Here is a 22862-nt window from a genome sequence, read left to right as displayed (position 1 = left end):
CTGTGGCTCTCCGGCCGCTGATCTCTCCCGCCCGGTGATCCGCCGTACGGTGCTTCGGCCCGCCCCGCTGTCAGGGCGGGCGGAAGCACCACGACGGCTCATGACGGCGGGGCTGGCCGGGGTCCGGGCAGCGGCTGCGGCGGGCGCGGGCCGTTGTACTGGCCGCTCGGGCGCAGCCGCAGCGGCCGCTCCGCGTACTCCTCCAGCGCATGGGCGATCCAGCCCGCGGTCCTGGCCACCGCGAACAGTGCCTCGCCCGCCTCGGCGCGCATCCCCGACGCCACCGAGAACACGGCAAGCGCCAGATCGACGTTGGCGTGCAGCTCGGTGTGGCGGGCTGTCGTCGTCACCACGTCACGGGCGGCGGCGAGCGCGGGAGCGGCCGCCGGGACCCTGTCGAGCAGCGCGAACAGCGTCGTGGCCCGGGGGTCCTCGCCCCGGTACAGCCGGTGTCCGAGCCCCGGCACCCGCCGCCCGGCCCGCAGATGGTCGGCGACCACCGGGGCCGCACCGCCGCGCTCCAGCACTTCCGCCAGCATCCGGTGGGCGAGTCCGCTGGCCGCCCCGTGCAGAGGGCCTTCCAGGGCGCCGAGCCCGGCCGATACGACGGCGTACGGATGGGCGCGGGCGGATGCCGCGACCCGCGTCGCGAGTGTGGAAGCCGCCAGGTCGTGGTCGATCAGCAGCACAAGAGCCGCTTCCAGCACGGCGAGTGAGGGCACGTCAGGGGCGCGTGTGGTCAGCCGGCGCCAGAACCGGGGCGCGAGCCCCTCGCCTCCGGCGCCTCCGGCCTCCTGGCGGGTCCCGTCGCCCGCGTCCTGGGGGCCTGCCACCGGCAATGAGCCCACCAGGGTGGGGATCAGGGCGCGCGCCGTCCCGAGCACGGCGTCCGGTGAGAGATCGAAGCGCAGCGGATCGGCCGCCGAAGCGGCGACGGCCGCCGCCCGCAGCCGGTCCATCGCCGTGCTGTGCGGGGGCAGCGCGCCGACCGCCCGCCGTCCGGCCGCCAGCGTCTCCGGGGGAGCGGTGAAGCGCACCCCGGGGCGGAGCGTTCCGGTCCACAGCCATTCGGCCACCTCCTCGTAGCCGTACCGCCCGGCCAGCTCGGCCGCGTCCACCCCGCGGAAGTAGTAGCGGCCGGCCTCTGGGTCGATCAGCGTCACGCCGGTGCGGAAGACGAGGTCGGTGCCGGTCGGCTGGGGCTCCCGCCGGGCACCGCGTGCGGCCAGCGCGTCCACCTCGGCTGCGTCGAAGGTGCTGCCCCGGCCGCCCGGTGCGCGACGGCTGCCGAGCTGGCCCCGGCTGACGTACGCGTAGACGGTCTCCGGCTTCACCCCGAGGCGGTCGGCCGCCTCCCTGGTGGTCAGCCGCCGGGGTTCCGCTGCCGCTGGTTGATCGCTCATGTGGTTCACCGTATCTACATTGATTCAATCAACATTGACAGGATTACAGTCAATCATGGACAGTCGAATCAATGAAGAGGGGACGCGTCACCGGACCCGTCTGACGAGGCGCGCTTGACCAAGGAGACAGCCATGTCCACCATCACCGCCCCACGAGGGCTCGCGGGCGTAGTCGTCACGGACACCGAACTGGGCGATGTGCGCGGCCGTGAGGGCTTCTACCACTACCGGCAGTACTCGGCGGTCGACCTCGCCCGGCTCCGTACCTTCGAGGACGTCTGGTATCTGATGGTCCACGGCGAACTCCCCGACGCCGCCCGGCGTGCGGAATTCACCGCGCGGACGGCCGGGCTGCGCCGGCTCCCCGCCGCGGTCCGGGAGGCGCTTCCCGCCATCGCCCGCGCCGGATCAGGTCCGCTCGCCGGGCTGCGGACCGCGCTCTCCCTGCTCGGTGCCGACGCGGACTTCCGGCCGGTCTACGACATCGACGCGGAGCGCCGGGTCGACGACACCCTCGCCGCCTGCGCGGTCGTGCCGACACTGCTGGCCGCGCTGTACCGCATCGGTCAGGGCCTGGAGCCCGTCGAGCCGCGTGACGACCTGCCGGCCGCGGCCAACTACCTCTACATGATCACCGGTTCGGAGCCGGACCCGGACCGGGCGCGCGCCGTCGAGCAGTACCTCGTCTCGACCGTCGACCACGGCTTCAACGCCTCCACGTTCACCGCCCGGGTCATCGCGTCCACCGGCGCCGATGTGGCGGCCTGCCTGGTCGGCGCGGTCGGTGCGCTCTCCGGGCCGCTGCACGGCGGGGCGCCGAGCCGGGCGCTGGACACCCTCGACGCGATCGGCACACCGGACCGCATCGACCCGTGGATACGGGAGAGGGTGCTGGCCGGCGACCGGATCATGGGCTTCGGACATCCCGTCTACCGCACCGAAGACCCCCGCTCGCGGATGCTCCGGGAGATCGCCCAGGGGTTCGGCGGACCGCTCGTGGACTTCGCCGTCCAGGTCGAGGAGCGGGTGGAGGCACTGCTCGCCGAACTGAAACCCGGCCGTGAACTGCACACCAATGTCGAGTTCTACGCCGGGGTCGTCATGGAGCAGTGCGGGCTGCCGCGCGAGATGTTCACGCCGACCTTCTGTGTGGCCCGGGTGATCGGCTGGAGCGCCAACATCCTGGAGCAGGCGGCCGACTCCAAGATCATCCGGCCTGCCGCCCGCTATGTGGGGCCGCCCCCGCCGCAGCCGGTTCCGGACATCGGCTGACCTGCCCGGGCCGGTACGCGGCTCGATTAGGATCGGTGCCCATGTCCAGGAAACCCGTGCCCGTCGTCGTCCTCGCGGGATTCCTCGGTTCCGGCAAGACCACCCTACTCAACCATCTGCTCCGGCAGAGCCGGGGCACCCGGATCGGCGCCGTCGTCAATGACTTCGGCGCCATCGAGATCGACGCGATGACCGTCGCGGGCCAGGTCGACTCGATGGTCTCGCTCGGCGACGGCTGTCTGTGCTGCGCCGTCGACACCAGCGAACTCGACGAGTATCTGGGCCGGCTCTCCCGCCCCGACCTGCGGATCGACGTCATCGTCATCGAGGCGAGCGGCCTCGCGGAGCCGCAGGAGCTGATCAGGATGATCCTGGCGAGCGAAAATCCGGACATCGTGTACGGAGGGCTCGTCCAGGTCGTCGACGCCGCCGAGTTCGACGCGACCCGCAGCCGCCACCCCGAGACCGACCGCCATCTGACCCTCGCCGACCTGGTCGTCCTCAACAAGGCGGACCGGGTGGACGAGGCGGACCGCGCCCGAATCCGCGCCGCGGTCGGCGAGCACGCCGTCGGGGTGCCGGTGGTGACTGCCGAGTACGGGCAGATCGACCCGGGGCTGCTGATCGACCGCAGACCGGCCGGTGAGCGCGTCGGCCAGCTCTCCTTCGACGACCTGCGCGACACGGAGCGCGGCGGCGGTGAGCACATCGGTGGCGGTGATCACGGCGGTGGTGAACACGGTGGCGGCGGTGACCACAGTGGTCATCTGCACGCGCGCTACGAGAGCATCGGCTTCGTCTCGGCCGAGCCGATGAACCCCCGGCGACTGATGGAGTTCCTGGACGCCCGCCCCGACGGCCTCTACCGCATCAAGGGATTCGTCCACTTCGGAGTCCCCGGCCACCCGGAGAAGTACACCCTGCACGCGGTGGGCAACTTCCTGCGCTTCTATCCCTCGCCCCCGGCAGTCGAGCCGCGCGCGGATCAGCCCCGTACCGAGCTGGTTCTCATCGGGTCGGGTATCGACGCCGAAGCCGTACGTGAACGGCTCGACGGCTGCCGGGAGTACGCACCGCGGGACGTCCCCGCCGAAGCCATGTGGGGCGTCCTGCGATATGTGCCCGGCCTCTCCGAAGGGCCCGTCGAACCGGACGGGACCGAGGGAGAGGCCGGGCTGCCGTACTGAGCCCGCCGACTACACCGGGCCCGCGAGCTTCGCCACCGCCGAGGTGAGCGGCAGGCCCGAGCCGTCGCGGCGCGGGTCGGGCTCCGGCAGTTCGGCCGGGGCGCCGTTCGCTGCGGCGGCCCGCACCGGGGTCTCGCCCGCCCAGGCCAGCACCAGCAGATCCTCGCCCTTCAGGAAGCGCTGACAGCGCACCCCGCCGGTCGCCCGGCCCTTGCGCGGATACTGGTCGAACGGGGTCAGCTTCGCCGTGCGCACCGAGTCGTCCAGGGTGCCGTGCGAACTCGCGACGGTGAACACCGCCGCACCGGCCGCCGGATCCACCGCGGTGAACGAGATCACCTTGGCCCCCTCGGCCAGCTTGATACCGGCCATACCGCCCGCCGGCCGGCCCTGCGGCCTGACCTGCCCGGCCGGATAGCGCAGCAGCTGTGCGTCGTCCGTGATGAAGACCAGGTCCTCGTCACCGGTGCGCAGCTCGGCTGCGCCCACGATCCGGTCGCCGTCGCGCAGGCCGATGACCTCCAACTCGTCCTTGTGGGCCGGGTAGTCGGGCACCACCCGCTTGACGATGCCCTGTTCGGTACCGATCGCCAGACCCGGTGACGACTCGTCGACCGTGGTGAGGCAGACGACCCGCTCACCGTCGGCGAGCGAGACGAACTCCGCGATCTGCGCACCCCCCGCCAGGCTGGGCGCGGACGCCGTGTCCGGCAGCTGCGGCAGGTCGATCACCGCCAGCCGCAGCAGCCGGCCGGCCGATGTCACCACACCGATGTCGCCGCGCGCCGTCGCCGGGACGGCCGAGACCACCACATCGTGCTTGGTGCGCTTCTGCCCCTCCGTACTGAGTGTTTCCGCGGTGGCCGTACGCGCCAGGAGCCCGGTGGACGACAGCAGCACCCGGCACGGGTCGTCGGCGACCTCCAGCGATGCCGCGGCGACCGGGGTGCCCGCCGACTCCAGCAGCACGGTGCGGCGGTCGGTGGAGAACTTCTTCGCCACCGCGGCCAGTTCGGACGAGACCAGCTTGCGCAGCTCCGCGTCCGACTCCAGGATCCGGGTCAGCTCCTCGATCTCCTGGTTCAGCCGGTCGCGCTCGCTCTCCAGCTCGATCCGGTCGAACTTGGTGAGCCGGCGCAGCGGAGTGTCCAGGATGTACTGGGTCTGGATCTCGCTCAGCGAGAAGTGCGAGATCAGCCGCTCCTTGGCCTGTGCCGAGTTGTCGCTGGAGCGGATGAGGCGGATGACCTCGTCGATGTCGAGCAGCGCCACGAGCAGGCCGAGGACCAGATGCAGCCGGTCCTGCCGCTTGGTCCTGCGGAACTCGCTGCGCCGTCTGACCACCGAGAAGCGGTGGTCGAGATAGACCTCAAGGAGCTCCTTGAGGCCCAGCGTCAGCGGCTGGCCGTCGACCAGCGCCACGTTGTTGATCCCGAAGGACTCCTCCATCGGGGTGAGCTTGTAGAGCTGCTCCAGCACGGCCTCGGGCACGAAGCCGTTCTTGATCTCGATGACCAGCCGCAGCCCGTGCGCCCGGTCGGTGAGGTCCTTCAGGTCGGCGATGCCCTGGAGCTTCTTCGACGCCACCAGGTCCTTGATCTTGGCGCGGACCTTCTCCGGGCCGACCGCGAAGGGCAGTTCGGTGACGACGATGCCCTTGCGGCGCGGAGTGACGTTCTCCACGGTGGCCGTCGCGCGGATCTTGAAGGTGCCGCGGCCGCGCTCGTACGCGTCCCTGATCCCGTCGAGACCCACGATCCGGCCGCCGGTGGGCAGGTCGGGGCCCGGCACGAAGCGCATCAGGGTGTCGAGGTCGGCGCCCGGGTGCTTGATCAGATGGCGGGCCGCCGCGATGATCTCGCCCAGATTGTGCGGGGGCATATTGGTCGCCATCCCGACCGCGATCCCGGACGAGCCGTTCACCAGCAGGTTCGGGTAGGCCGCCGGGAGCACGACGGGCTCGCGCTCCTGGCCGTCGTAATTGGGCTCGAAGTCGACGGTGTTCTCGTCGATCGACTCCGTCATCAGTGACGTGGCGTCAGCCATCCGGCACTCGGTGTACCGCATCGCGGCCGGCGGGTCGTCATTGCCGAGCGACCCGAAGTTCCCGTGTCCGTCGACCAGCGGGAGCCGCATCGAGAAGGACTGCGAGAGCCGCACCAGGGCGTCGTAGATCGACGCGTCGCCGTGCGGGTGCAGCTTGCCCATGACCTCGCCGACGACCCGGGCGCACTTCACATAGCTGCGGTCGGGGCGCAGCCCCATCTCGTTCATCTGGTAGAGAATGCGCCGGTGTACGGGCTTCATACCGTCACGGGCGTCCGGCAGGGCCCGTGAGTAGATCACCGAGTACGCGTACTCCAGGAAGGAGCCCTGCATTTCATCGACCACGTCGATGTCGAGAATCTTCTCCTCGAAGTCCTCCGGCGGCGGGGTCTTCGTGCTGCGGCGGGCCATCGCTGCTGCGGCTCCTTCACGTGCCTGGTCCGGTACTGACGCCGACCATTGTGGACTGTCCCACCGACAACACCGACCGCGACCCGTGCACACCGGGATGGCTCCCGGCTGTCGCCGCGCTTGCATACAGTGGCAGGACTGCATTTCAACGCGGTCAACACACGCGATCGAAGGGACGTACATGCCCATGGGTCACACGGCCACAGCCGAGGCCGGTTCCGGCGGCCTGACAGCGACCGAGCACCGGCTGGCCAACGGCCTGCGGGTGGTGCTCTCCGAGGACCACCTGACCCCGGTCGCCGCGGTCTGCCTCTGGTACGACGTCGGTTCACGCCACGAGGTCAAGGGGCGTACCGGGCTCGCCCACCTCTTCGAGCACCTGATGTTCCAGGGATCGGGACAGGTCGAGGGCAACGGGCACTTCGAGCTGGTGCAGGGGGCAGGGGGCTCGCTCAACGGGACCACCAGCTTCGAGCGCACCAACTACTTCGAGACGATGCCCACCCACCAGCTGGAGTTGGCGCTCTGGCTGGAGGCCGACCGGATGGGCTCCCTCCTCGCCGCGCTCGACGAGGAGTCCATGGAGAACCAGCGGGACGTCGTCAAGAACGAACGCCGCCAGCGCTACGACAACGTGCCGTACGGCACGGCGTTCGAGAAGCTGACCGCCCTCTCCTACCCGGAGGGGCACCCGTACCACCACACGCCGATCGGCTCCATGGCGGACCTGGACGCGGCGACGCTGGAGGACGCCCGTGCGTTCTTCCGAACGAACTACGCCCCCAACAACGCGGTGCTGTCGGTCGTCGGCGACATCGACCCGGAGCAGACCCTCGCCTGGGTCGAGAAGTACTTCGGCACCATCCCCTCCCACGACGGCAAGCAGCCGCCCCGGGACGGCTCCCTGCCCGACACCCTCGGCGGTGAGGTGCGCGAGGAGCTGTACGAGGAGGTGCCGTCGCGTGCCCTGATGGCCGCCTACCGGCTCCCCGAGGACGGCACCCGTGCGTGTGACGCGGCGGACATCGCGCTGACCATCCTGGGCGGCGGCGAGTCGTCGCTGCTCCACAACAGGCTGGTGCGCCGGGACCGCACGGCCGTCGCCGCGGGCTTCGGCCTGCTGCGGCTCTCCGGCGCCCCCTCGCTCGGCTGGCTGGACGTCAAGACGTCGGGCGGTGTCGAGGTCCCGCAGATCGAGGCGGCCGTCGACGAGGAGCTGGCCCGCTTCGCCGCCGACGGCCCCACGGCCGAGGAGATGGAGCGCGCACAGGCCCAGCTGGAGCGGGAGTGGCTCGACCGGCTCGGCACGGTCGCCGGCCGCGCCGACGAACTGTGCAGGTACGCCGTGCTGTTCGGCGACCCGCAGCTGGCGCTGACCGCGGTGGCCCGGGTGCTGGACATCACGGCCGCCGAGGTGCAGGAGGTCGCGAAGGCCCGGCTGCGCCCCGACAACAGGGCCGTGCTGGTGTACGAGCCCGTCACCGCCGATGAGCCCGAAGAGACCAGTGCGGACGGCGTATCCGACGAGGCCACCGCAGCCACCGAGAGCACAGAGGCGGACCAGTGACCGACCCCGCGGCCGTGATGATGACCTTCCACCCGCAGCCCCAGGCGGGTGCCCCCAGGCCCTGGGCCTTCCCGGCCCCCGGGCGCTCCACCCTGCCCAACGGCCTGACGGTGCTGCGCTGCGACCGTCCCGGACAGCAGGTGGTCGCCGTCGAGATCAGCCTCGACGCCCCGCTGGACGCCGAGCCCGAGGGGCTCGACGGTATCGCCACGATCATGGCGAGGGCCTTCTCCGAGGGCACCGACAAGCACAGCGCGGAGGAGTTCGCCGCCGAGCTGGAGCGCTGCGGCGCCACCCTCGACGCGCACGCGGACCACCCCGGTGTCCGGGTCTCCCTGGAAGTGCCGGTGTCCCGCCTGCCGAAGGCGCTCGGCCTGCTCGCCGACGCGCTGCGGGCGCCCGCCTTCGCGCCGAGCGAGGTCGAGCGGATCGTGGGCAACCGGCTGGACGAGATCCCGCACGAGCTGGCCAACCCGGCCCGCCGGGCCGCCAAGCAGCTCTCCAAGGAGCTGTTCCCGGCCACCGCGCGGATGTCGCGTCCGCGCCAGGGCACCGAGGAGACGGTGGCGCGGATCGACGCGGCCGCCGTCCGCGCCTTCTACGACGCGTACGTCCGGCCGTCCACCGCCACCGCCGTGGTCGTCGGCGACCTGACGGGGACGGACCTGGACGCGGTGCTCGCCGAGACCCTCGGCGAGTGGAAGGGCAACGCGGGTACACCCCGCCCGGTGCCCGCGATCACCGCCGACGACACCGGCCGGGTGGTCGTCGTGGACCGCCCAGGAGCGGTCCAGACGCAGCTGCTGATCGGCCGGATCGGTGCCGACCGGCACGACCGTGTCTGGCCCGCGCAGGTCCTCGGCACGTACTGCCTGGGCGGCACGCTCACCTCCCGCCTCGACCGTGTCCTGCGCGAGGAGAAGGGCTACACCTACGGCGTCCGTGCCTTCAGCCAGGTGATCCGCTCGGCCCCTGACGGGACGGGCGCCGCGATGCTCGCCATCAGCGGTTCGGTGGACACCGAGTCGACCGGGCCCGCGCTGGACGACCTCTGGAAGGTGCTGAGGACGCTCGCAGCGGGCGGTCTGACCGACACGGAGCGGGACGTCGCCGTACAGAATCTGGTGGGCGTCGCCCCGCTGAAGTACGAGACGGCGGCCGCGGTGGCGGGCACCCTCGCCGACCAGGTCGAGCAGCATCTGCCGGACGACTTCCAGGCGCAGCTGTACGCGCGGCTGGCCGCGACCGGCACGGTCGAGGCGACCGCCGCCGTGGTCTCGGCCTTCCCCGACGACCGGCTGGTGACGGTGCTGGTGGGCGACGCCGCGCAGATCGTGGAGCCGGTCAGGGCGCTGGGCATCGGCGAAGTGACCGTGGTCGCGAGCTAGGGCCTTCCGCCCGGATCGTGTGCGCGTGGCAGGGGCCCGGCGGGCAGTGCGTCCGCCGGGCCCCGCTCTCTGAACGCTCCCTGCCCCGGCGCTCCCTGTGGGATGTGCGACAAAACCCGCTGTCTGTTTGGCGCAACGGCGGCGCACCACTTAGCGTCACACCGCTGTCCGTCGGACGTAAGCCGCAACCGCGGCGCCGGGCAGCGATCGCCGAGTCCCCGTCAGGCGCGAGCCGGGGGAGCCGGGGACCCACGCAGTCCCTGGGGTGAATCGGGGCCGCCCCACCGGGGTGGGCCCGTAGGAGACCTTCCTGCTCCGAACCCGTCAGCTAACCCGGTAGGCGAGAGGGAAGGAAAGGATCCAGTTTCTTCATGGCGTTCAGCCGCCCTACCGGCAAGCACCGTGCCCCGAGCCGTCCGGCCCGCAGGACCGCGGGCGTCGCCGGAGTCGTCACCCTCGCCACAGCCGGTGTCATCGGCACCCTCGCATCCCCGGCGCTGGCCGACGGCGCGCAGGTCTCCACCGCACAGGAAGCCCGGCTCGACCGGACCATCCTCGTCGGTGACACCGTCGCCGACCGGATAGCCGCCCAGGCCACCGCACAGCAGCACGCGGCCAACCACGCCGAGGCCGTCGCGAAGGCCAAGGCCGCCGCCAAGGCCAGGGCCGTCGCCGCGAAGGCGAAGGCCGAGCGGGAGCGCAAGGCCGAGGCGGCCAAGCGGCGTGCCGCCCGGGACGCCGCCCGCAAGCGCCTCAACGCCTTCGTGGCCCCGGTCGCCCACTCGTACGTCTCCACCGGCTACAAGACCGGCGGCAGCCTGTGGTCGTCCGGCAGCCACACCGGCATCGACTTCCACGCCGCGAGCGGCACCCCGGTCCACGCCGTCGGCGCGGGCACGGTCGTGGAGGCCGGCTGGGGCGGCGCGTACGGGAACAACATCGTCATCCGGATGCACGACGGCACGTACACGCAGTACGGCCACCTCTCGTCCATCGGCGTCTCGGTCGGCCAGACCGTCACATCGGACCAGCGGATCGCGCTCTCCGGTGCCACCGGCAATGTCACGGGCCCGCACCTCCACTTCGAGGCCCGCACCGGCCCCGACTACGGCTCGGACATCGACCCCGTCGCGTATCTGCGCTCGCACGGCGTCCACGTCTGACGCCTCCTGCCCGGAGCGCCGGCCGTCCCGCGTGCTGTGCTTGAGGCCGGTTTCTGCCTGGCCAAAAGATATCCATGATTTACCGGGGGCCCTCCGGAATTCGGCTGCCCTGCCATAGAGTCGCCGCACAGGTGTGGACAGACCGCGATATGCGGGCGTCGATGCGGAGGTTCGGTCATGCGCATTCCCGCGCATTCGGTATGCACGGCAATCCGTGACGACATCATCTCGGGGGTGTACGAGCGGGGCGGCCGGCTGACCGAGGAGGTGCTCGCGCGCCGTTACGGTGTCTCCCGTGTCCCGGTCCGTGAGGCCCTGCGCACCCTGGAGTCCGAGGGGTTCGTGGTCACCCGCCGCCACGCAGGGGCCTGTGTCGCCGAACCGACCGAGCGGGAGGCGGCCGACCTGCTGGAGATACGGATGCTGCTGGAGCCGATGGGCGCGGCGCGCGCGGCGCAGCGGCGGACCGAAGCGCATCTGAAGGTGCTCCGTGGCCTGGTCAGACTGGGTCAGGAGCGGGCCAGGCGTGGCCAGGGCGAGGATCTGCGGTCGCTGGGCGGCTGGTTCCACGAGACGCTCGCGCAGGCGTCGGGCAGCTCCGCGCTGACCACGCTGCTCGGTCAGCTGAGGCAGAAGATCAGCTGGATGTACGCCGTCGACCAGCCGGTCCTTCCGGTCGTGTCCTGGGCCGAGCACGGCTCGATCGTGGACGCGGTGGCGCGCGGCGACGCGGAGCGGGCCCGCGCCCTGACCGCGCTGCACGGCGAGCGCGCCACGGCGGCGCACCGGCTGCGGAGACAGGGCCGCGTGAGTGATTCGCAACATGCTGTAAACATCGCGGGCATCAGCGATTAACACAGCTGCCGTATACAGAGAGGAAGCATTTTTTGTGCAGCCTTTCCGTGCGGCCCCGCGTGTCTTTTTATGTTCTGCTTTTCTGATTCCAGGAAAGACGGAAAACGAAGAGCCGCAGTGACCGAATTCGGATCACTGCGGCCCGGTGTGTGGCAAGGACGCTGTGTGCGGCAGGGGCGCCTCAGATGTCAGGTACGCCTCAGACGGTCTCGGGGAGTTCGTCGAGCCCGTCGGCGACCAGCTTCGCCAGCCGGTCCAGAGCGGCGTCGGCGCCGTCCACGTCCGAGGTGAGCACGATCTCCTCGCCGCCCTCCACGCCCAGGCCGAGAACGGCCAGCATCGACGCCGCGTTCACCGGCTTGCTGCCGTTCTTCGCGATCGTCACCGGGACGCCGGAAGCCGTGCTGGCACGGACGAAGATGGAGGCCGGTCGGGCGTGCAGGCCCTCGGTCCAACCGACCTTGACGCGACGCTCAGCCATGGTGTTGCCCTTCGAGTTCTGCGACTGTTGTCTAGACCATTCTTGCACGGGTGGGGCGCGTGGTGCGGGCACTGCCGGATCCCACACTGCACCGCCCGCCGTACCACCGCGACCCGTACGCTTTCAGCATGCAGCCCCCGCTGGAGGAGAAGCGACACCAGGAGTACCCGGCCCACTGGGAAGCGGATGTGGTGCTGCGGGACGGCGGTACCGCGCGGATCCGGCCGATCACCACCGAGGACGCCGACCGGCTGGTCAGCTTCTACGAGCTGGTCTCGCCCGAGTCGAAGTACTACCGCTTCTTCGCTCCGTACCCCCGGCTCTCCGCCAAGGACGTCCACCGCTTCACCCATCACGACTACGTCGACCGGGTAGGTCTCGCCGCGACCGTCAACGGCGAGTTCATCGCGACCGTCCGCTACGACCGGATCGGCGCCCACGAGGCCGAGGTCGCCTTCCTCGTCCAGGACGCCCACCAGGGGCGCGGTGTGGCCTCCGCGCTGCTCGAACACATCGCCGCGGTCGCCCGGGAGCGCGAGGTCAGCCGCTTCGTCGCCGAGGTCCTGCCCGCCAACAACAAAATGATCAAGGTCTTCACCGACGCCGGCTACGAGCAGAAGCGCAGCTTCGAGGACGGCTCGGTCCACCTCACCTTCGACCTGGAACCCACCGAAGCGTCCCTCGCTGTCCAGCGCGCCCGCGAACAGCGGGCGGAGGCGCGGTCGGTGCAGCGGCTCCTTTCGCCCCGTTCCGTCGCCGTCGTCGGAGTGGGGCGCGCACCCGGCGGGGTCGGGCGCGCCGTCCTGCGCAATCTGCGCGGCTCCGGCTTCACCGGGCGCACCTACGCGGTGAACCGCGCCTTCCCCGACAGCCTCACCGAAGTGGACGGCGCCCCGGCCCACCGGTCGGTGGCGTCCGTCGCCGCCACCGGGGACGCGGTCGACCTGGTGGTCGTCGCCGTCCCGGCCGCCCAGGTGTCCGACGTGGTCGACGACTGCGGGGCGAGCGGGGTGCAGGGGCTCGTCGTGATCTCCGCCGGTTACGCGGAGAGCGGGCCCGAAGGGCTGCTGCGCCAGCGCCAACTGCTGCGCCGCGCCCGCTCGTACGGCATGCGCGTCATCGGGCCGAACGCCTTCGGCCTCATCAACACCGCGGAAGCCGTCCGGCTGAACGCCTCGCTGGCCCCCGAGTCCCCGGCACGCGGCCGGATCGGGCTCTTCACCCAGTCCGGAGCGATCGGTATCGCCCTGCTCTCCGCGCTGCACCGGCGCGGCGCCGGGCTCTCCTCCTTCATCTCGGCCGGCAACCGCGCCGATCTTTCGGGCAACGACTTCCTCCAGTACTGGCACGACGACCCGGACACCGACGTCGCCCTGCTCTACCTGGAATCGATCGGCAACCCCCGGAAGTTCACCCGCCTCGCCCGGCGCACCGCGGCGGTGAAGCCGGTCGTGGTCGTCAAGGGCGCCCGGCACAGCGGCAGCGCCCCGCCCGGCCACGCGGTCCCGGTCACCCGCGTCCCGGACGCCACCGTCTCGGCGCTGCTGCGGCAGGCCGGGGTGGTCAGGGTCGACACCGTCACCGAACTCGTCGACGCCGGCCTGCTGCTCGCGGACCAGCCGCTGCCCGCGGGGCCGCGCGTCGCGATCCTCGGCAACTCCGAGTCGCTCGGCCTGCTCACCTACGACGCCTGTCTCACCGAGCGGCTGCGCCCGCTGTCGCCCGTCGACCTGACGACCGACGCGACCCCGCAGGACTTCCGCGACGCGCTCGGCCGGGCCCTGGCCGACGACGGCTGCGACGCGGTGCTGGTCACGGCGATTCCCTGGGTGGGCGAGAACGGCGTGACCGAGTCGGGCGACGGCGAGGTGCTGGCCGCGGCCCTGCGCGAGGCGGCGGCGGGCGCCCCCGCCAAGCCGGTCGCCGTGGTGCATCTGGAGATCGGCGGCCTCGCCGAGGCGCTGGCCGAAGCCAGCGGCACGGTGCGCCCGCGCGGAACGGCCCCCGCGGCACCGGGCCCTGCGGCGGCCCCGGACAGCGACGGGGGAGAGGCACCGCCCGCCGACGCGAACGCGCCGGACACGGCGAGCACCACGGACGCAGCGAACACTGCGAGCGCGGTCGGCGCCACACACGCGGCTGACACGGGTGGAGACACGAACACCGGCACCCGCACCGGCACCCGCACCCGCACCGACAACATCAGCACCGGCACCGCCGCCCCCTCCGCGGACGCCGCGCCCCCGCCCGTCCGCACCCGCGGCATCCCCGCCTACCCGGCCGCCGAGCGGGCCGTCCGCGCGCTCGCGCAGGCCGTCCGGTACGCGCAGTGGCGCCGCGAGTCCGCCGAGCCCGGCCGGGTCCCCGAGTACGACGACATCGACGAGAACGCCGCCGCCACCCGGATCGAGGAGCTGCTCGCCACCGCCCGCGTCGACGTCACACGCGGCCTCGCGCTCCCGTCCGACGACGCCTGCGAACTCCTCGGTCTGTACGGCATCCGCGTCCTGCCCGCCCAGCCCGCCCCTGACGCGGACACCGCCGTCGCGGCGGCCGGGCGTCTCGGCTACCCCGTCGCGCTCAAGGCCACGGCCCCCCACCTCCGCCACCGCCCCGACCTCGGCGGTGTGCGCCTCGACATCGGCACCGAGGCGGGGCTGCGCCGCGCCTACGCGGAACTCTCCGGTGACCTCGGCAGCCCGGCCGAGGTCCGGCCCGTGGTGCAGGCGATGGTGGGGCGCGGCGTCGACACCGTCGTACGGTCCGCGATCGACCCCGCCGTCGGGGCCGTCCTCTCCTTCGGCCTGGCCGGGGCGCCGTCGGAACTGCTCGGCGACACCGCCCACCGCCTCGTCCCGGCCACCGACCGGGACGCCGCAGGGCTCATCAGGAGCATCAGGACCGCCCCGCTCCTGTTCGGCTGGCGCGGCTCGGCACCCGTCGACACCGCGGCTCTCGAAGAGCTGCTGCTGCGGGTGTCGCGGCTGGTGGACGACCACCCCGAAGTGGTGTCCGTCGCTCTCGAACCTGTGGTGGTCGGGCAGAACGGGCTCTCCGTGCTCGGTGCCGCGGTACGGCTCGCCCCCGCGAACGCGCTCGGCGACCTCGGCCCGCGCCGCCTCCCCAGCTACTGAGGCGGCCCGCGGCCGGGCCCCGTGCGGCCCCTGCTCCGGCGGCCTCTCGCCCCGCGGCCGTCGGTCTAAGATGGAGCCCATGGCGAAGACCGGTACAACGACCCAGGGGCTCCGCGCGGCGATCGAGCGCAGCGGCTACTACCCGGCCCTCGTGGCCGAGGCGGTGGAGGCCGCTGTCGGCGGCGAACCGGTCTCTTCGTACCTGGTGCATCAAGAGACGACATTCGATTCCAACGAGGTCCGCCGCCATGTCACGGTCCTCGTCCTGACGGGCAACCGTTTCATCGTCAGCCACACCGACGAGCAGGCCGCCGACGGCAGCTCCCCGACACCGTTCGCCACCACGTCGACCGAGTCGGTGAAGCTGGGCCGGATCTCCTCCGTGGTGCTCAGCCGGGTCGTGGCGAACCCGGAGAAGTACGTCCCCGGCACCCTGCCCCGCGAGGTCGTCCTGACCATCGGCTGGGGCGCGGTCGCCCGGCTCGACCTGGAGCCCGCGGCCTGCGGCGACCCCAACTGCGAGGCGGACCACGGCTACACGGGCAGCTCGACGGCCGACGACCTGAGCCTGCGCGTGAGCGAGGCGGGCGACGGCCCGGACACCGTCCGCCAGACCCTCGCCTTCTCGCAGGCGCTCTCCGAGGCGACCGCGGCGGCCGGCCGCTGATGGCTCTGCCCGACTGGCCGTACGAGGACGACACCGCTCCGCTCGCCCTCTCCACCGCCCCGGTGCCGGAGTACGGCTCGGGTTCGCTCGCCGACCTGCTGCCGACGCTCGCCGCCGGGCTGGGAGTCCCCGGCTGCACCTCCGCGATCCCCGAACTGGCACCCGCCGACCGGAACTGCGTCTTCCTGATCGACGGCCTCGGCTGGGAGCAGATCCGCGCGCACCCGGACGAGGCCCCGTACCTCCACTCCCTGCTGGCGACCTCGCGCGGCGGCACCGGCCGTCCGCTCACCGCAGGCTTCCCCGCCACCACGGCGACCTCGCTCGCCTCGGTCGGCACCGGACTTCCGCCCGGCGCGCACGGCCTCACCGGGTACACCACCCGGAATCCGGAGACCGGCGAGCTGATGAACCAGCTGCGCTGGCGCCCCTGGACCGACCCGCACGTCTGGCAGCCGTACCCCACGGTCTTCCAGCTCGCCGACGCGGCGGGCGTGTACACCGCGCAGGTCTCGTCGCCCGACTTCCAGAACACCCCGCTCACCAAGATCGCGCTCAGCGGCGGCACCTTCCGCGGCAAACTCACCGGTGAGGACCGGATGGATCTGGCCGCCGCCCAACTGGGCGCCGCCGACCGTTCGTTGATCTACACGTACTACAGCGAGGTGGACGGCAAGGGCCACCGCTTCGGTATGGAATCGGACGCCTGGCGCGGCCAGTTGATGTACGTCGACCGGCTCGTCCAGCGCCTCGCCGAGCAGCTGCCGCCCCGGTCGGCGCTGTATGTCACCGCGGACCACGGCATGATCGACATCCCCTTCGACGAGGAGTCGCGCATCGACTTCGACGAGGACTGGGAACTGGGCGCGGGCGTCGCCCTGCTGGGCGGCGAAGGCAGGGCCCGGCACGTCTACGCGGTGCCAGGCGCCCGGAGCGATGTGCTGGCCGTCTGGCGCGAGGTGCTGGGCGAGCAGTTCTGGGTCGCGAGCCGCGACGAGGCCATCGCCGCGGGCTGGTTCGGCCCGGCGGTCGACGAGCGGGTGTACGGGCGGATCGGCGATGTCGTCGCCGCGGCCCACGCCGACGTGGTGATCACCGCGTCCCGGCGCGAGCCCCACGAGTCGGCGATGGTCGGCATGCACGGCTCGATGACCCCCGCGGAGCAGCTGGTCCCGCTGCTCGAAGTACGCTCGTAACCGCGCCCGGCGCGTTGCCCCGCTCCGCAGACCCGAACTCTCCGCAGACCCGAAAGGCCCGCGACCTCTCATGCCCGAGCTGGTTTTCTTCTCCGGAACGATGGACTGCGGGAAGAGCACACTGGCGCTCCAGATCGGGCACAACCGCTCCGCGCGCGGTCTGCAGGGCGTGATCTTCACCCGCGACGACCGCGCGGGCCAGGGCAAACTCTCCTCGCGCCTCGGTCTGGTGACCGACGCGGTCGAAGCGGCGCCCGGGATGGACCTCTACGCCTATCTGGTGGGCCTGATGTCGCAGGGCGGCAGGGTCGACCATGTCATCGTGGACGAGGCGCAGTTCCTGGCGCCCGATCAGATCGACCAACTGGCCCGCATCGTGGACGACTTGAGCCTGGATGTCTTCGCTTTCGGCATCACCACCGACTTCCGCACCAAGCTCTTTCCCGGCTCGCAGCGGCTGATCGAACTCGCGGACCGGATCGAGTCCCTCCAGGTCGAGGCGATGTGCTGGTGCGGGGCCCGTGCCACCCACAACGCCCGCACCGTGAGCGGCGAGATGGTCATGGAGGGCGAGCAGGTCGTCGTGGGCGATGTCGACCGCTCCGCGGAGGACGTCGGTTACGAAGTCCTGTGCAGGCGACATCACCGCCGTCGTATGACGAGTGCCGCATCGCGGGCGGGGGCGCTGTCGCCCGACACGCTGCCGGTCACCCCCGCCTGGCTACCGCCCGGTCCGGCCAACCGCTGCTAGCACGACTCGTCCAGGTACGTGCGCGTCAGCGCACCGGCGCGCACGAACCAGTCGGTGAGTACGGCGATCTCGTCCGGCGTGTACTCCGCGCAGAGCTCTGCGAGGCGCGCGTAGTACGGCCCGTAGACGGCCCGCACACGCTCGCCGGCGGCCTGCACCGCGCTGATGTGCACCCGGCGCCGGTCGGTGGGGTCCGGCTCGCGGGTCACGAACCCTCCCCGCTCCAGGCGGTTGAGGATGCCGGTCACCGCTCCTGTCGTGACATGTGCGCGCCCCGCGAGATCGCCGGCGGTGACCCGGGAACCCCCGGCCTCCAGGACGTACGCGAAGCAGATCAGGTCGGTGACGCTCAGCCCCAGATTCCGGGCGAACTCCTGCTGGCCGACGAGGCTCGTCGCTATGAGGCCGTCCATCGCGCTGATCGCGTCAGAGGCGGAAGCGGCGGGCTTGCCCTCCATTGAATTCCCTTAGCACGTAAGATAAATTCTTCACTTACGAAGTCATCGTAAGCCCGGTGGGCGCGAGGGGGCAGGCACGTGAGCGGACATCTGCACGACGAGGGCCACACTATCGCGGGATGGACGGGTAGCGCCGTCGCCACAGCCGGGGCCCTGGTGGCGGGTGTGGGCATCATCGCCTGGCGCCCGGGGATCTGGGTGGGGCTGGCCGTCATGGTGTTCGCGGCGCTCATCGCGTGGGTCCTGCATCTCGCCGGCTGGGGCAAACCGCCCGGCTGGCGGGCTGCCGACCAGTGGGGTCTCACGGTGCGCGACCGCGCCGTGCGTGAGGGGCACGCGGCCTGCCTCGGGTGCCGACTGGCCGGCCGACGCGGTGTTCCGGCGGGCGCGAGTGCCGCGCCCGAGCCCGCTGTCGCCACCGCTCTTACGGATTCTCAGGCCGACGTGTCGGTCTGAGGGACGCCACTCGAGCGTGGGGCCGACGAGGCTGCCCGCGCCGCGGGTCCCGGCTGCGTGAGCTTTCGCGAACCGGTCACCCGTGGGGTGCGGCCCTGCGTCGAGCCGCCGGTGTCCCCCAACGGTGCGCCGGCTGTAGGGGGTCCACATCATCGACGTGGACCCCCTACAGCTTTTTCTATGCGACGGCGTCAAGCGCCGGTGCGACGATGGCGAAGGCCCGGTCGGTCAGTGCGGCGGGGTCCTCGGTGCCGTCGCTGTCGCTCCATCGCTGCAGCACGGCGCCGAAGGCGGTCAGGGCGATCCCTGCGGCCAGTTGCGGGTACAGGTCGGTCGCGGGATCCAGGTCCAGCCTGTCGGCCACCTCCGCCGCGAGCCCGTCGCGCCACTGTGCCTGGCGCTCCAGGAAACGGGCGAGCAGCGCGGGCGTGCCCAGGATCAGCTGCACCACGCGCAGCGCCTGGTCGGCATGGCCGGCGCAGGCGTCGATGGAGACCCAGACGGTGTGCCGCAGCGCAGTGGACGGCGACTCCCGAGCCGGCCGGCCGGCCAGCTCTGCCCGCATGCCGGTGCCCATCTCGGCCAGGAACTGGATGACCACGTCCTCCTTGGACGCGAAGTACCGGAAGAACGTCCGTTTGGACACGCCGACGGCGGCCACGATCTCGTCGACCGTGACCGCGTCGAACCCTCTCAGGGCCAGCAACTTCAGTGCGGCTCCGGTCAGCTCATCCGAGACGAGCTGACGCTTGCGTTGGGCCAGGCTCACTTCAGGGCGGGTAGTCACCCCTCCATCGTATACGCCGTGCCATCGGTGACACTCAGGATCGGCTTGACACCGAATGCCACGTGAGGCAGCTTGTGCCGTATGGGCAATCAGCAGCGCTGGACCGCCGACCAGATTCCCGACCAGAGCAAGCGCGTGTTCCTCGTCACGGGGGCCAACAGTGGTCTCGGCCTGGCCACCACCCGCGCCCTCGCCCGCAAGGGCGCGCACGTGATCCTCGCCGTACGCGACGAGGGCAAGGGGCGCCGGGTGGTCGCGGACCTCACCGCCGAGTACCCGGACGCCCGGCTCGAGGTGCGCCAAGTCGACCTGGCGGACCTGGAATCGGTCCGTGCCTTCTCTGAGCTGCTGCACTCCGACCACGCGCGCCTGGACGTGCTCATCAACAACGCCGGGGTGATGGCGCCGCCCCGCACGCTCAGCCCTCAGGGCCACGAAGTGCAGTTCGCCGCCAACCACCTCGGCCATTTCGCGCTCACCGGCCTGCTGCTCGATCTGCTGGAAGCAGGTGACAATCCCCGTGTGGTCACGGTGAGTTCGCCCAATCACCGGCAGGGAACCATCTTCTTCGACGACGTCTCAGGCGAGCGCAAGTACTCGCCCATGGCCTACTACAACCAGTCGAAGCTGGCAAACGCCGTCTTCGGCTGGGAGCTTCACCAGCGGCTGACCGCGGCCGGCAGCCCGGTGCGGAGCGTGCTCGCGCATCCCGGCTACACCTCGACCAATCTGCAGACGAGCTCGCCGGTCGGCATGGTGAAGCTGCTGTTCGGCCGCATCCTCCTCCCGCTCGCCCAGTCCCCGGACCAGGGTGCGCTGTCCCAGCTGTACGCGGCGACCGCCCCGTCCGCGGCGGGCGGGCAGTTCATCGGCCCGGACGGCATGGCCGAGCTGCGTGGCGCGCCGAAGGTGGTGGAGTTGGCACCGAGGGCCGCCGATGCCGAGACCGGCCGCCGGCTGTGGGAGCTGTCGGAGAAGCTGACCGCCGTGCGGTTCGCCTTCCCGGCTGCTGCCTGAGCCCGCGAAGGCCACGCAGGTGACCGCGAACAGCACCGAGACCAGCCCGTGGATCCGCCGGTACAGCCCGGTCACGGACGCGCGCGCGAGGCTGCTCTGCCTGCCGCACGCCGGCGGTTCCGCGCCGTTCTACCTCCCCTTTGCCCGTGCGCTCGCGCCCGACGTGGACGTGCTCACGGTCCAGTACCCGGGACGCCAGGACCGTCGGCACGAGCCGTGCATCGACTCCATCACCGACCTGGCCGACTCGCTGACCGGCGAGGTGCTCCCGTGGGCCGACCGGCCGCTCGCGATCTTCGGGCACAGCATGGGCGCCATGATCGCCTTCGAGCTGGCCCTGCGTCTCGAGCGTCAGGGGACGCAGCCGCTCGTGGTTTTCGCCTCGGGCAGGCGTGCACCCTCCCGGCGGCGTGAGAACGCTGCTCCTGTGCACCTGCTCGACGAGAAGAGCATGATCGCGGAGCTGCGGTCGCTCAGCGGGACGGACGCGCGGGTCTTCGAGGACGAGGATCTCCTGCGGATGGTGCTGCCCGCCATCCGCAGCGACTACAAGGCGGCCGAGACCTACCGCTACGTCCCCGGACCCCGCCTCGCGGCTCCCGTGCACGCGCATGTGGGCACGGATGACGCGAAGGCGACCCTGGACGAGGTGCGCGCGTGGGCGGACCACACGGACGGCGGCTTCGAGCTGCACACCCATCCGGGCGGCCATTTCTATTTGACCGACCAGATGTCCAGCGTTGCCGCCGCGGTGTCCCGGCAGATCTCGGTGCTGCTGTTGTAGAGGCTTCTCTAACAGGTATATGACTTAGGCCCTGGCCAATTGCGAGTTGTGTGACCTGTCTCACTATCGAACATCTTTCTGACTTTCCTCTTGGTAGGCTCGATCCCTCATTCCGAAGCTGAGTGCGAGAGGTGTGAAAGAGCGTGGGGGACGTGGCAGAGGTCGATGTTGACAGATTTCCGGCATACCCGTTCATTGGCCCGGACGGCGATCCGTTCATTCCGGTTACGGGATCTGATCTCGAGCGACTCGAGGGTCCAGTCGGTAAGGTCCGGCTTCCGTTCGGTGGCTGGCCTGGCTAATCACCCGGCATGAAGACGTGCGGCAATTGCTGCGGCATCCGGGATTTAGTTCCGATCAGTACAAGCCCGGGTTTCCCGTGCTGAATCCGATTCCGCCGAAGCAGGGCGACGCATCGGGCCTGTTCATATTCATGGACGGCGATGCGCACGGCCGCTTCCGGCGGATGCTGACGGCCGAGTTCATGATCAAGAACATCCGGCGGATCGAGCCGCTGATCGAGGAGACGGTGGTCGAGGCGCTGGAGCGGATGCGCGCCCTCGGTGCTCCTGCGGACCTGATGTCCGAGTTCGCGCTGCCGGTACCGTCGATGACGATCTGTCACCTGCTCGGCGTCCCGTACTCCGACCATGACTTCTTCCAGCACCACAGCCGCGTGATCATGGACCGGAACTCCGGTCCGGCGGAGGTCGACGAGGCCCTCGGCGCCCTGGCCGGCCTCCTCGGGGGCCTGGTGAAGGCCAAGCGGACCGCGCCCACCGACGATTTGCTCAGCCGGCTCGTGATCGAGCGAGTGGTGCCCGGCGAGCTCCGCGAGGACGAACTCGTCAGCCTGGCCATGCTTCTGCTCGTCGCGGGCCACGAGACCACCGCGAACATGATCGGCCTCTCCGCTCTCGTGCTCCTCGAGCACCCTGAGCGCCTGGACGCCCTGCGCGAGGACCCGAGCCTGGCGTCGGGCATGGTCGAGGAGCTCCTCCGGTACCTCACCGTCGTACGGACCGGCTGCCCCGCCTCGCCACGGAGGACGCCGAGATCGGCGGACAGAAGATCCGCGCGGGCGAGGGTGTCGTGGCGATGCTGGCGATGGCCAACCGGGACGGCTCGGTCTTCCGTGATCCTGAGCTGTTCGACCCGGCGCGGCGCGAGGCGCACCGGCACCTGGCGTTCGGCTTCGGCCTGCACCAGTGCATCGGCCAGCCGCTGGCCCGGGCCGAGCTCCGGGTGGCTCTCGTCGAGCTGGCCCGCCGCTTCCCCGGACTGCGGTCCGAGAGAGCGCTGGCCGATGTCCCGCAGCGCCCCATGGCGGTGACGTTCGGGGTGGCCGAGCTGCCGGTGATGTGGTGACCATGCGCGTCACGGTGAACAGGGAGCGGTGTGTCGGCTCCGGGAACTGCGTGGTGAACGTCCCGGAGGTGTTCGACCAGGACGACGAGGAGGGCCTGGTGCAGCTGCAGGTCACGGAAGTGCCCGAGGGCCTGCGCGAGCTGGTCGAGGTGGCTGCCCAGCTGTGTCCGGTGGGCGCGATAGAGGTCCAGCATCGCGTGATCACGAAGTAACGGTGTAATACACGGGGGAGTACGCCGCGTTTCGATTGTTATCGCGGATCCGGTCCTGAGCCCGCCGATTTCTTCTCGGCGAGCGACGGGCCGGGTACGGGTCAGCCATTCGCAAATACTGGAATTTTGCGAAGTTGTCGAACGTGCGCCGTCATGCTTTCCATTCCCGTCCAGATTCGCGCGGCCTTTATATGTTCCGGGCGATTTCAGCCGATCGGTGCGAGCGCACCGCAAGGGCTCGGGAATGGTTTATCGGTAT

The 22862-nt window shown here is 71.0% G+C and carries 21 protein-coding genes and 1 riboswitch; of the genes, 15 read left to right on the top strand and 6 right to left on the bottom strand.

Going from position 1 to position 22862, the window contains the following annotated elements:
• Positions 1–98: 98 nt before the first annotated feature.
• Positions 99–1403, bottom strand: coding sequence for a citrate/2-methylcitrate synthase (locus tag OG510_RS08690; RefSeq protein ID WP_406136197.1), 1305 nt, complete (start codon positions 1401–1403; stop codon positions 99–101).
• 132 nt (positions 1404–1535) lie between these two features.
• Here OG510_RS08690 and OG510_RS08685 point away from each other — a divergent pair, with 132 nt between their 5' ends.
• Positions 1536–2675 (top strand): citrate synthase, encoded by a 1140-nt coding sequence (locus OG510_RS08685; protein WP_406136196.1) that lies wholly within the window; start codon positions 1536–1538, stop codon positions 2673–2675.
• A 41-nt stretch (positions 2676–2716) separates the two neighbouring features.
• On the top strand, positions 2717–3862 hold the full coding sequence (locus OG510_RS08680) for a CobW family GTP-binding protein (protein ID WP_406136195.1): 1146 nt from the start codon (positions 2717–2719) through the stop codon (positions 3860–3862).
• Positions 3863–3871: 9 nt separating this feature from the next.
• Here OG510_RS08680 and OG510_RS08675 read toward each other — a convergent pair whose 3' ends face one another.
• On the bottom strand, positions 3872–6319 hold the full coding sequence (locus OG510_RS08675) for a DNA topoisomerase (ATP-hydrolyzing) subunit A (RefSeq protein WP_406136193.1): 2448 nt from the start codon (positions 6317–6319) through the stop codon (positions 3872–3874).
• A gap of 181 nt (positions 6320–6500) precedes the next feature.
• Between OG510_RS08675 and OG510_RS08670 the strand changes: the two genes are divergently transcribed.
• The 4 genes from OG510_RS08670 to OG510_RS08655 all read left to right on the top strand — a co-directional run bounded on the left by OG510_RS08670 (position 6501) and on the right by OG510_RS08655 (position 11292).
• On the top strand, positions 6501–7886 hold the full coding sequence (locus tag OG510_RS08670; RefSeq protein WP_406136192.1) for a M16 family metallopeptidase: 1386 nt from the start codon (positions 6501–6503) through the stop codon (positions 7884–7886).
• Between the two features lie 20 nt (positions 7887–7906).
• Positions 7907–9274: a M16 family metallopeptidase gene (locus OG510_RS08665; RefSeq protein WP_406142335.1), complete on the top strand. Its 1368-nt coding sequence runs from the start codon at positions 7907–7909 to the stop codon at positions 9272–9274.
• Positions 9275–9472: 198 nt separating this feature from the next.
• Positions 9473–9632: riboswitch (cyclic di-AMP (ydaO/yuaA leader) on the top strand.
• Positions 9633–9645: 13 nt separating this feature from the next.
• On the top strand, positions 9646–10437 hold the full coding sequence (locus OG510_RS08660) for a M23 family metallopeptidase (protein ID WP_406136191.1): 792 nt from the start codon (positions 9646–9648) through the stop codon (positions 10435–10437).
• Between the two features lie 177 nt (positions 10438–10614).
• Positions 10615–11292: a GntR family transcriptional regulator gene (locus OG510_RS08655; RefSeq protein ID WP_406136190.1), complete on the top strand. Its 678-nt coding sequence runs from the start codon at positions 10615–10617 to the stop codon at positions 11290–11292.
• 199 nt (positions 11293–11491) lie between these two features.
• Here OG510_RS08655 and OG510_RS08650 read toward each other — a convergent pair whose 3' ends face one another.
• Positions 11492–11773 (bottom strand): HPr family phosphocarrier protein, encoded by a 282-nt coding sequence (locus OG510_RS08650; RefSeq protein ID WP_164260090.1) that lies wholly within the window; start codon positions 11771–11773, stop codon positions 11492–11494.
• Between the two features lie 128 nt (positions 11774–11901).
• Between OG510_RS08650 and OG510_RS08645 the strand changes: the two genes are divergently transcribed.
• The 4 genes from OG510_RS08645 (at position 11902) to OG510_RS08630 (ending at position 17521) form a co-directional block, all read left to right on the top strand.
• Complete coding sequence (locus tag OG510_RS08645) at positions 11902–14907, top strand: GNAT family N-acetyltransferase (RefSeq protein WP_406136189.1); 3006 nt, start codon at positions 11902–11904, stop codon at positions 14905–14907.
• Positions 14908–14986: 79 nt separating this feature from the next.
• Positions 14987–15574: a DUF5998 family protein gene (locus OG510_RS08640; protein WP_164260094.1), complete on the top strand. Its 588-nt coding sequence runs from the start codon at positions 14987–14989 to the stop codon at positions 15572–15574.
• Positions 15574–16770: an alkaline phosphatase family protein gene (locus OG510_RS08635; protein ID WP_406136187.1), complete on the top strand. Its 1197-nt coding sequence runs from the start codon at positions 15574–15576 to the stop codon at positions 16768–16770. Before OG510_RS08640 ends, OG510_RS08635 begins: the two co-directional genes overlap by 1 nt.
• A 70-nt stretch (positions 16771–16840) precedes the next feature.
• A complete protein-coding gene (locus tag OG510_RS08630) occupies positions 16841–17521 on the top strand; it encodes a thymidine kinase (protein ID WP_406136186.1) in 681 nt (226 codons plus the stop codon).
• On the opposite strand, the gene OG510_RS08625 is transcribed toward OG510_RS08630, so the two are convergent.
• Positions 17518–17979, bottom strand: a complete 462-nt coding sequence (locus OG510_RS08625) for a MarR family winged helix-turn-helix transcriptional regulator (RefSeq protein WP_406136185.1) — start codon at positions 17977–17979, stop codon at positions 17518–17520. The genes OG510_RS08630 and OG510_RS08625 overlap by 4 nt on opposite strands.
• A 78-nt stretch (positions 17980–18057) precedes the next feature.
• Here OG510_RS08625 and OG510_RS08620 point away from each other — a divergent pair, with 78 nt between their 5' ends.
• The gene (locus OG510_RS08620; RefSeq protein WP_406136183.1) at positions 18058–18435 is read left to right on the top strand and encodes an HGxxPAAW family protein; all 378 of its coding nucleotides are present in this window, start codon (positions 18058–18060) and stop codon (positions 18433–18435) included.
• A 178-nt stretch (positions 18436–18613) separates the two neighbouring features.
• Here OG510_RS08620 and OG510_RS08615 read toward each other — a convergent pair whose 3' ends face one another.
• Complete coding sequence (locus OG510_RS08615; protein ID WP_406136182.1) at positions 18614–19222, bottom strand: TetR family transcriptional regulator; 609 nt, start codon at positions 19220–19222, stop codon at positions 18614–18616.
• A gap of 81 nt (positions 19223–19303) precedes the next feature.
• Between OG510_RS08615 and OG510_RS08610 the strand changes: the two genes are divergently transcribed.
• Entirely contained in the window at positions 19304–20239 is a 936-nt protein-coding gene (locus OG510_RS08610) for an oxidoreductase (protein WP_406136180.1), read from the top strand.
• 19 nt (positions 20240–20258) lie between these two features.
• Positions 20259–21023, top strand: a complete 765-nt coding sequence (locus tag OG510_RS08605) for a thioesterase II family protein (protein WP_406136179.1) — start codon at positions 20259–20261, stop codon at positions 21021–21023.
• A 298-nt stretch (positions 21024–21321) separates the two neighbouring features.
• On the opposite strand, the gene OG510_RS08600 is transcribed toward OG510_RS08605, so the two are convergent.
• Positions 21322–21957, bottom strand: coding sequence for a hypothetical protein (locus OG510_RS08600; protein WP_406136178.1), 636 nt, complete (start codon positions 21955–21957; stop codon positions 21322–21324).
• Between the two features lie 92 nt (positions 21958–22049).
• Between OG510_RS08600 and OG510_RS08595 the strand changes: the two genes are divergently transcribed.
• Positions 22050–22391, top strand: coding sequence for a cytochrome P450 (locus OG510_RS08595; protein WP_406142334.1), 342 nt, complete (start codon positions 22050–22052; stop codon positions 22389–22391).
• Positions 22392–22393: 2 nt separating this feature from the next.
• Positions 22394–22603, top strand: a complete 210-nt coding sequence (locus tag OG510_RS08590; protein WP_406136177.1) for a ferredoxin — start codon at positions 22394–22396, stop codon at positions 22601–22603.
• The last annotated feature ends 259 nt before the right edge of the window (positions 22604–22862 follow it).

Source organism: Streptomyces sp. NBC_01089 (genome assembly GCF_045162975.1).
GTDB lineage: Bacteria > Actinomycetota > Actinomycetes > Streptomycetales > Streptomycetaceae > Streptomyces.
Note: the sequence above shows the minus strand (reverse complement) of the source record. Positions and strands in the feature narration are given on the sequence as shown.

Coding starts and splice junctions, on each gene's coding strand:
- OG510_RS08690 (WP_406136197.1), bottom strand. CDS start 1,403: ATGAGCGATCAACCAGCGGCAGCGGAACCCCGGCGGCTGACCACCAGG.
- OG510_RS08685 (WP_406136196.1), top strand. CDS start 1,536: ATGTCCACCATCACCGCCCCACGAGGGCTCGCGGGCGTAGTCGTCACG.
- OG510_RS08680 (WP_406136195.1), top strand. CDS start 2,717: ATGTCCAGGAAACCCGTGCCCGTCGTCGTCCTCGCGGGATTCCTCGGT.
- OG510_RS08675 (WP_406136193.1), bottom strand. CDS start 6,319: ATGGCCCGCCGCAGCACGAAGACCCCGCCGCCGGAGGACTTCGAGGAG.
- OG510_RS08670 (WP_406136192.1), top strand. CDS start 6,501: ATGCCCATGGGTCACACGGCCACAGCCGAGGCCGGTTCCGGCGGCCTG.
- OG510_RS08665 (WP_406142335.1), top strand. CDS start 7,907: ATGACCTTCCACCCGCAGCCCCAGGCGGGTGCCCCCAGGCCCTGGGCC.
- OG510_RS08660 (WP_406136191.1), top strand. CDS start 9,646: ATGGCGTTCAGCCGCCCTACCGGCAAGCACCGTGCCCCGAGCCGTCCG.
- OG510_RS08655 (WP_406136190.1), top strand. CDS start 10,615: ATGCGCATTCCCGCGCATTCGGTATGCACGGCAATCCGTGACGACATC.
- OG510_RS08650 (WP_164260090.1), bottom strand. CDS start 11,773: ATGGCTGAGCGTCGCGTCAAGGTCGGTTGGACCGAGGGCCTGCACGCC.
- OG510_RS08645 (WP_406136189.1), top strand. CDS start 11,902: ATGCAGCCCCCGCTGGAGGAGAAGCGACACCAGGAGTACCCGGCCCAC.
- OG510_RS08640 (WP_164260094.1), top strand. CDS start 14,987: ATGGCGAAGACCGGTACAACGACCCAGGGGCTCCGCGCGGCGATCGAG.
- OG510_RS08635 (WP_406136187.1), top strand. CDS start 15,574: ATGGCTCTGCCCGACTGGCCGTACGAGGACGACACCGCTCCGCTCGCC.
- OG510_RS08630 (WP_406136186.1), top strand. CDS start 16,841: ATGCCCGAGCTGGTTTTCTTCTCCGGAACGATGGACTGCGGGAAGAGC.
- OG510_RS08625 (WP_406136185.1), bottom strand. CDS start 17,979: ATGGAGGGCAAGCCCGCCGCTTCCGCCTCTGACGCGATCAGCGCGATG.
- OG510_RS08610 (WP_406136180.1), top strand. CDS start 19,304: ATGGGCAATCAGCAGCGCTGGACCGCCGACCAGATTCCCGACCAGAGC.
- OG510_RS08590 (WP_406136177.1), top strand. CDS start 22,394: ATGCGCGTCACGGTGAACAGGGAGCGGTGTGTCGGCTCCGGGAACTGC.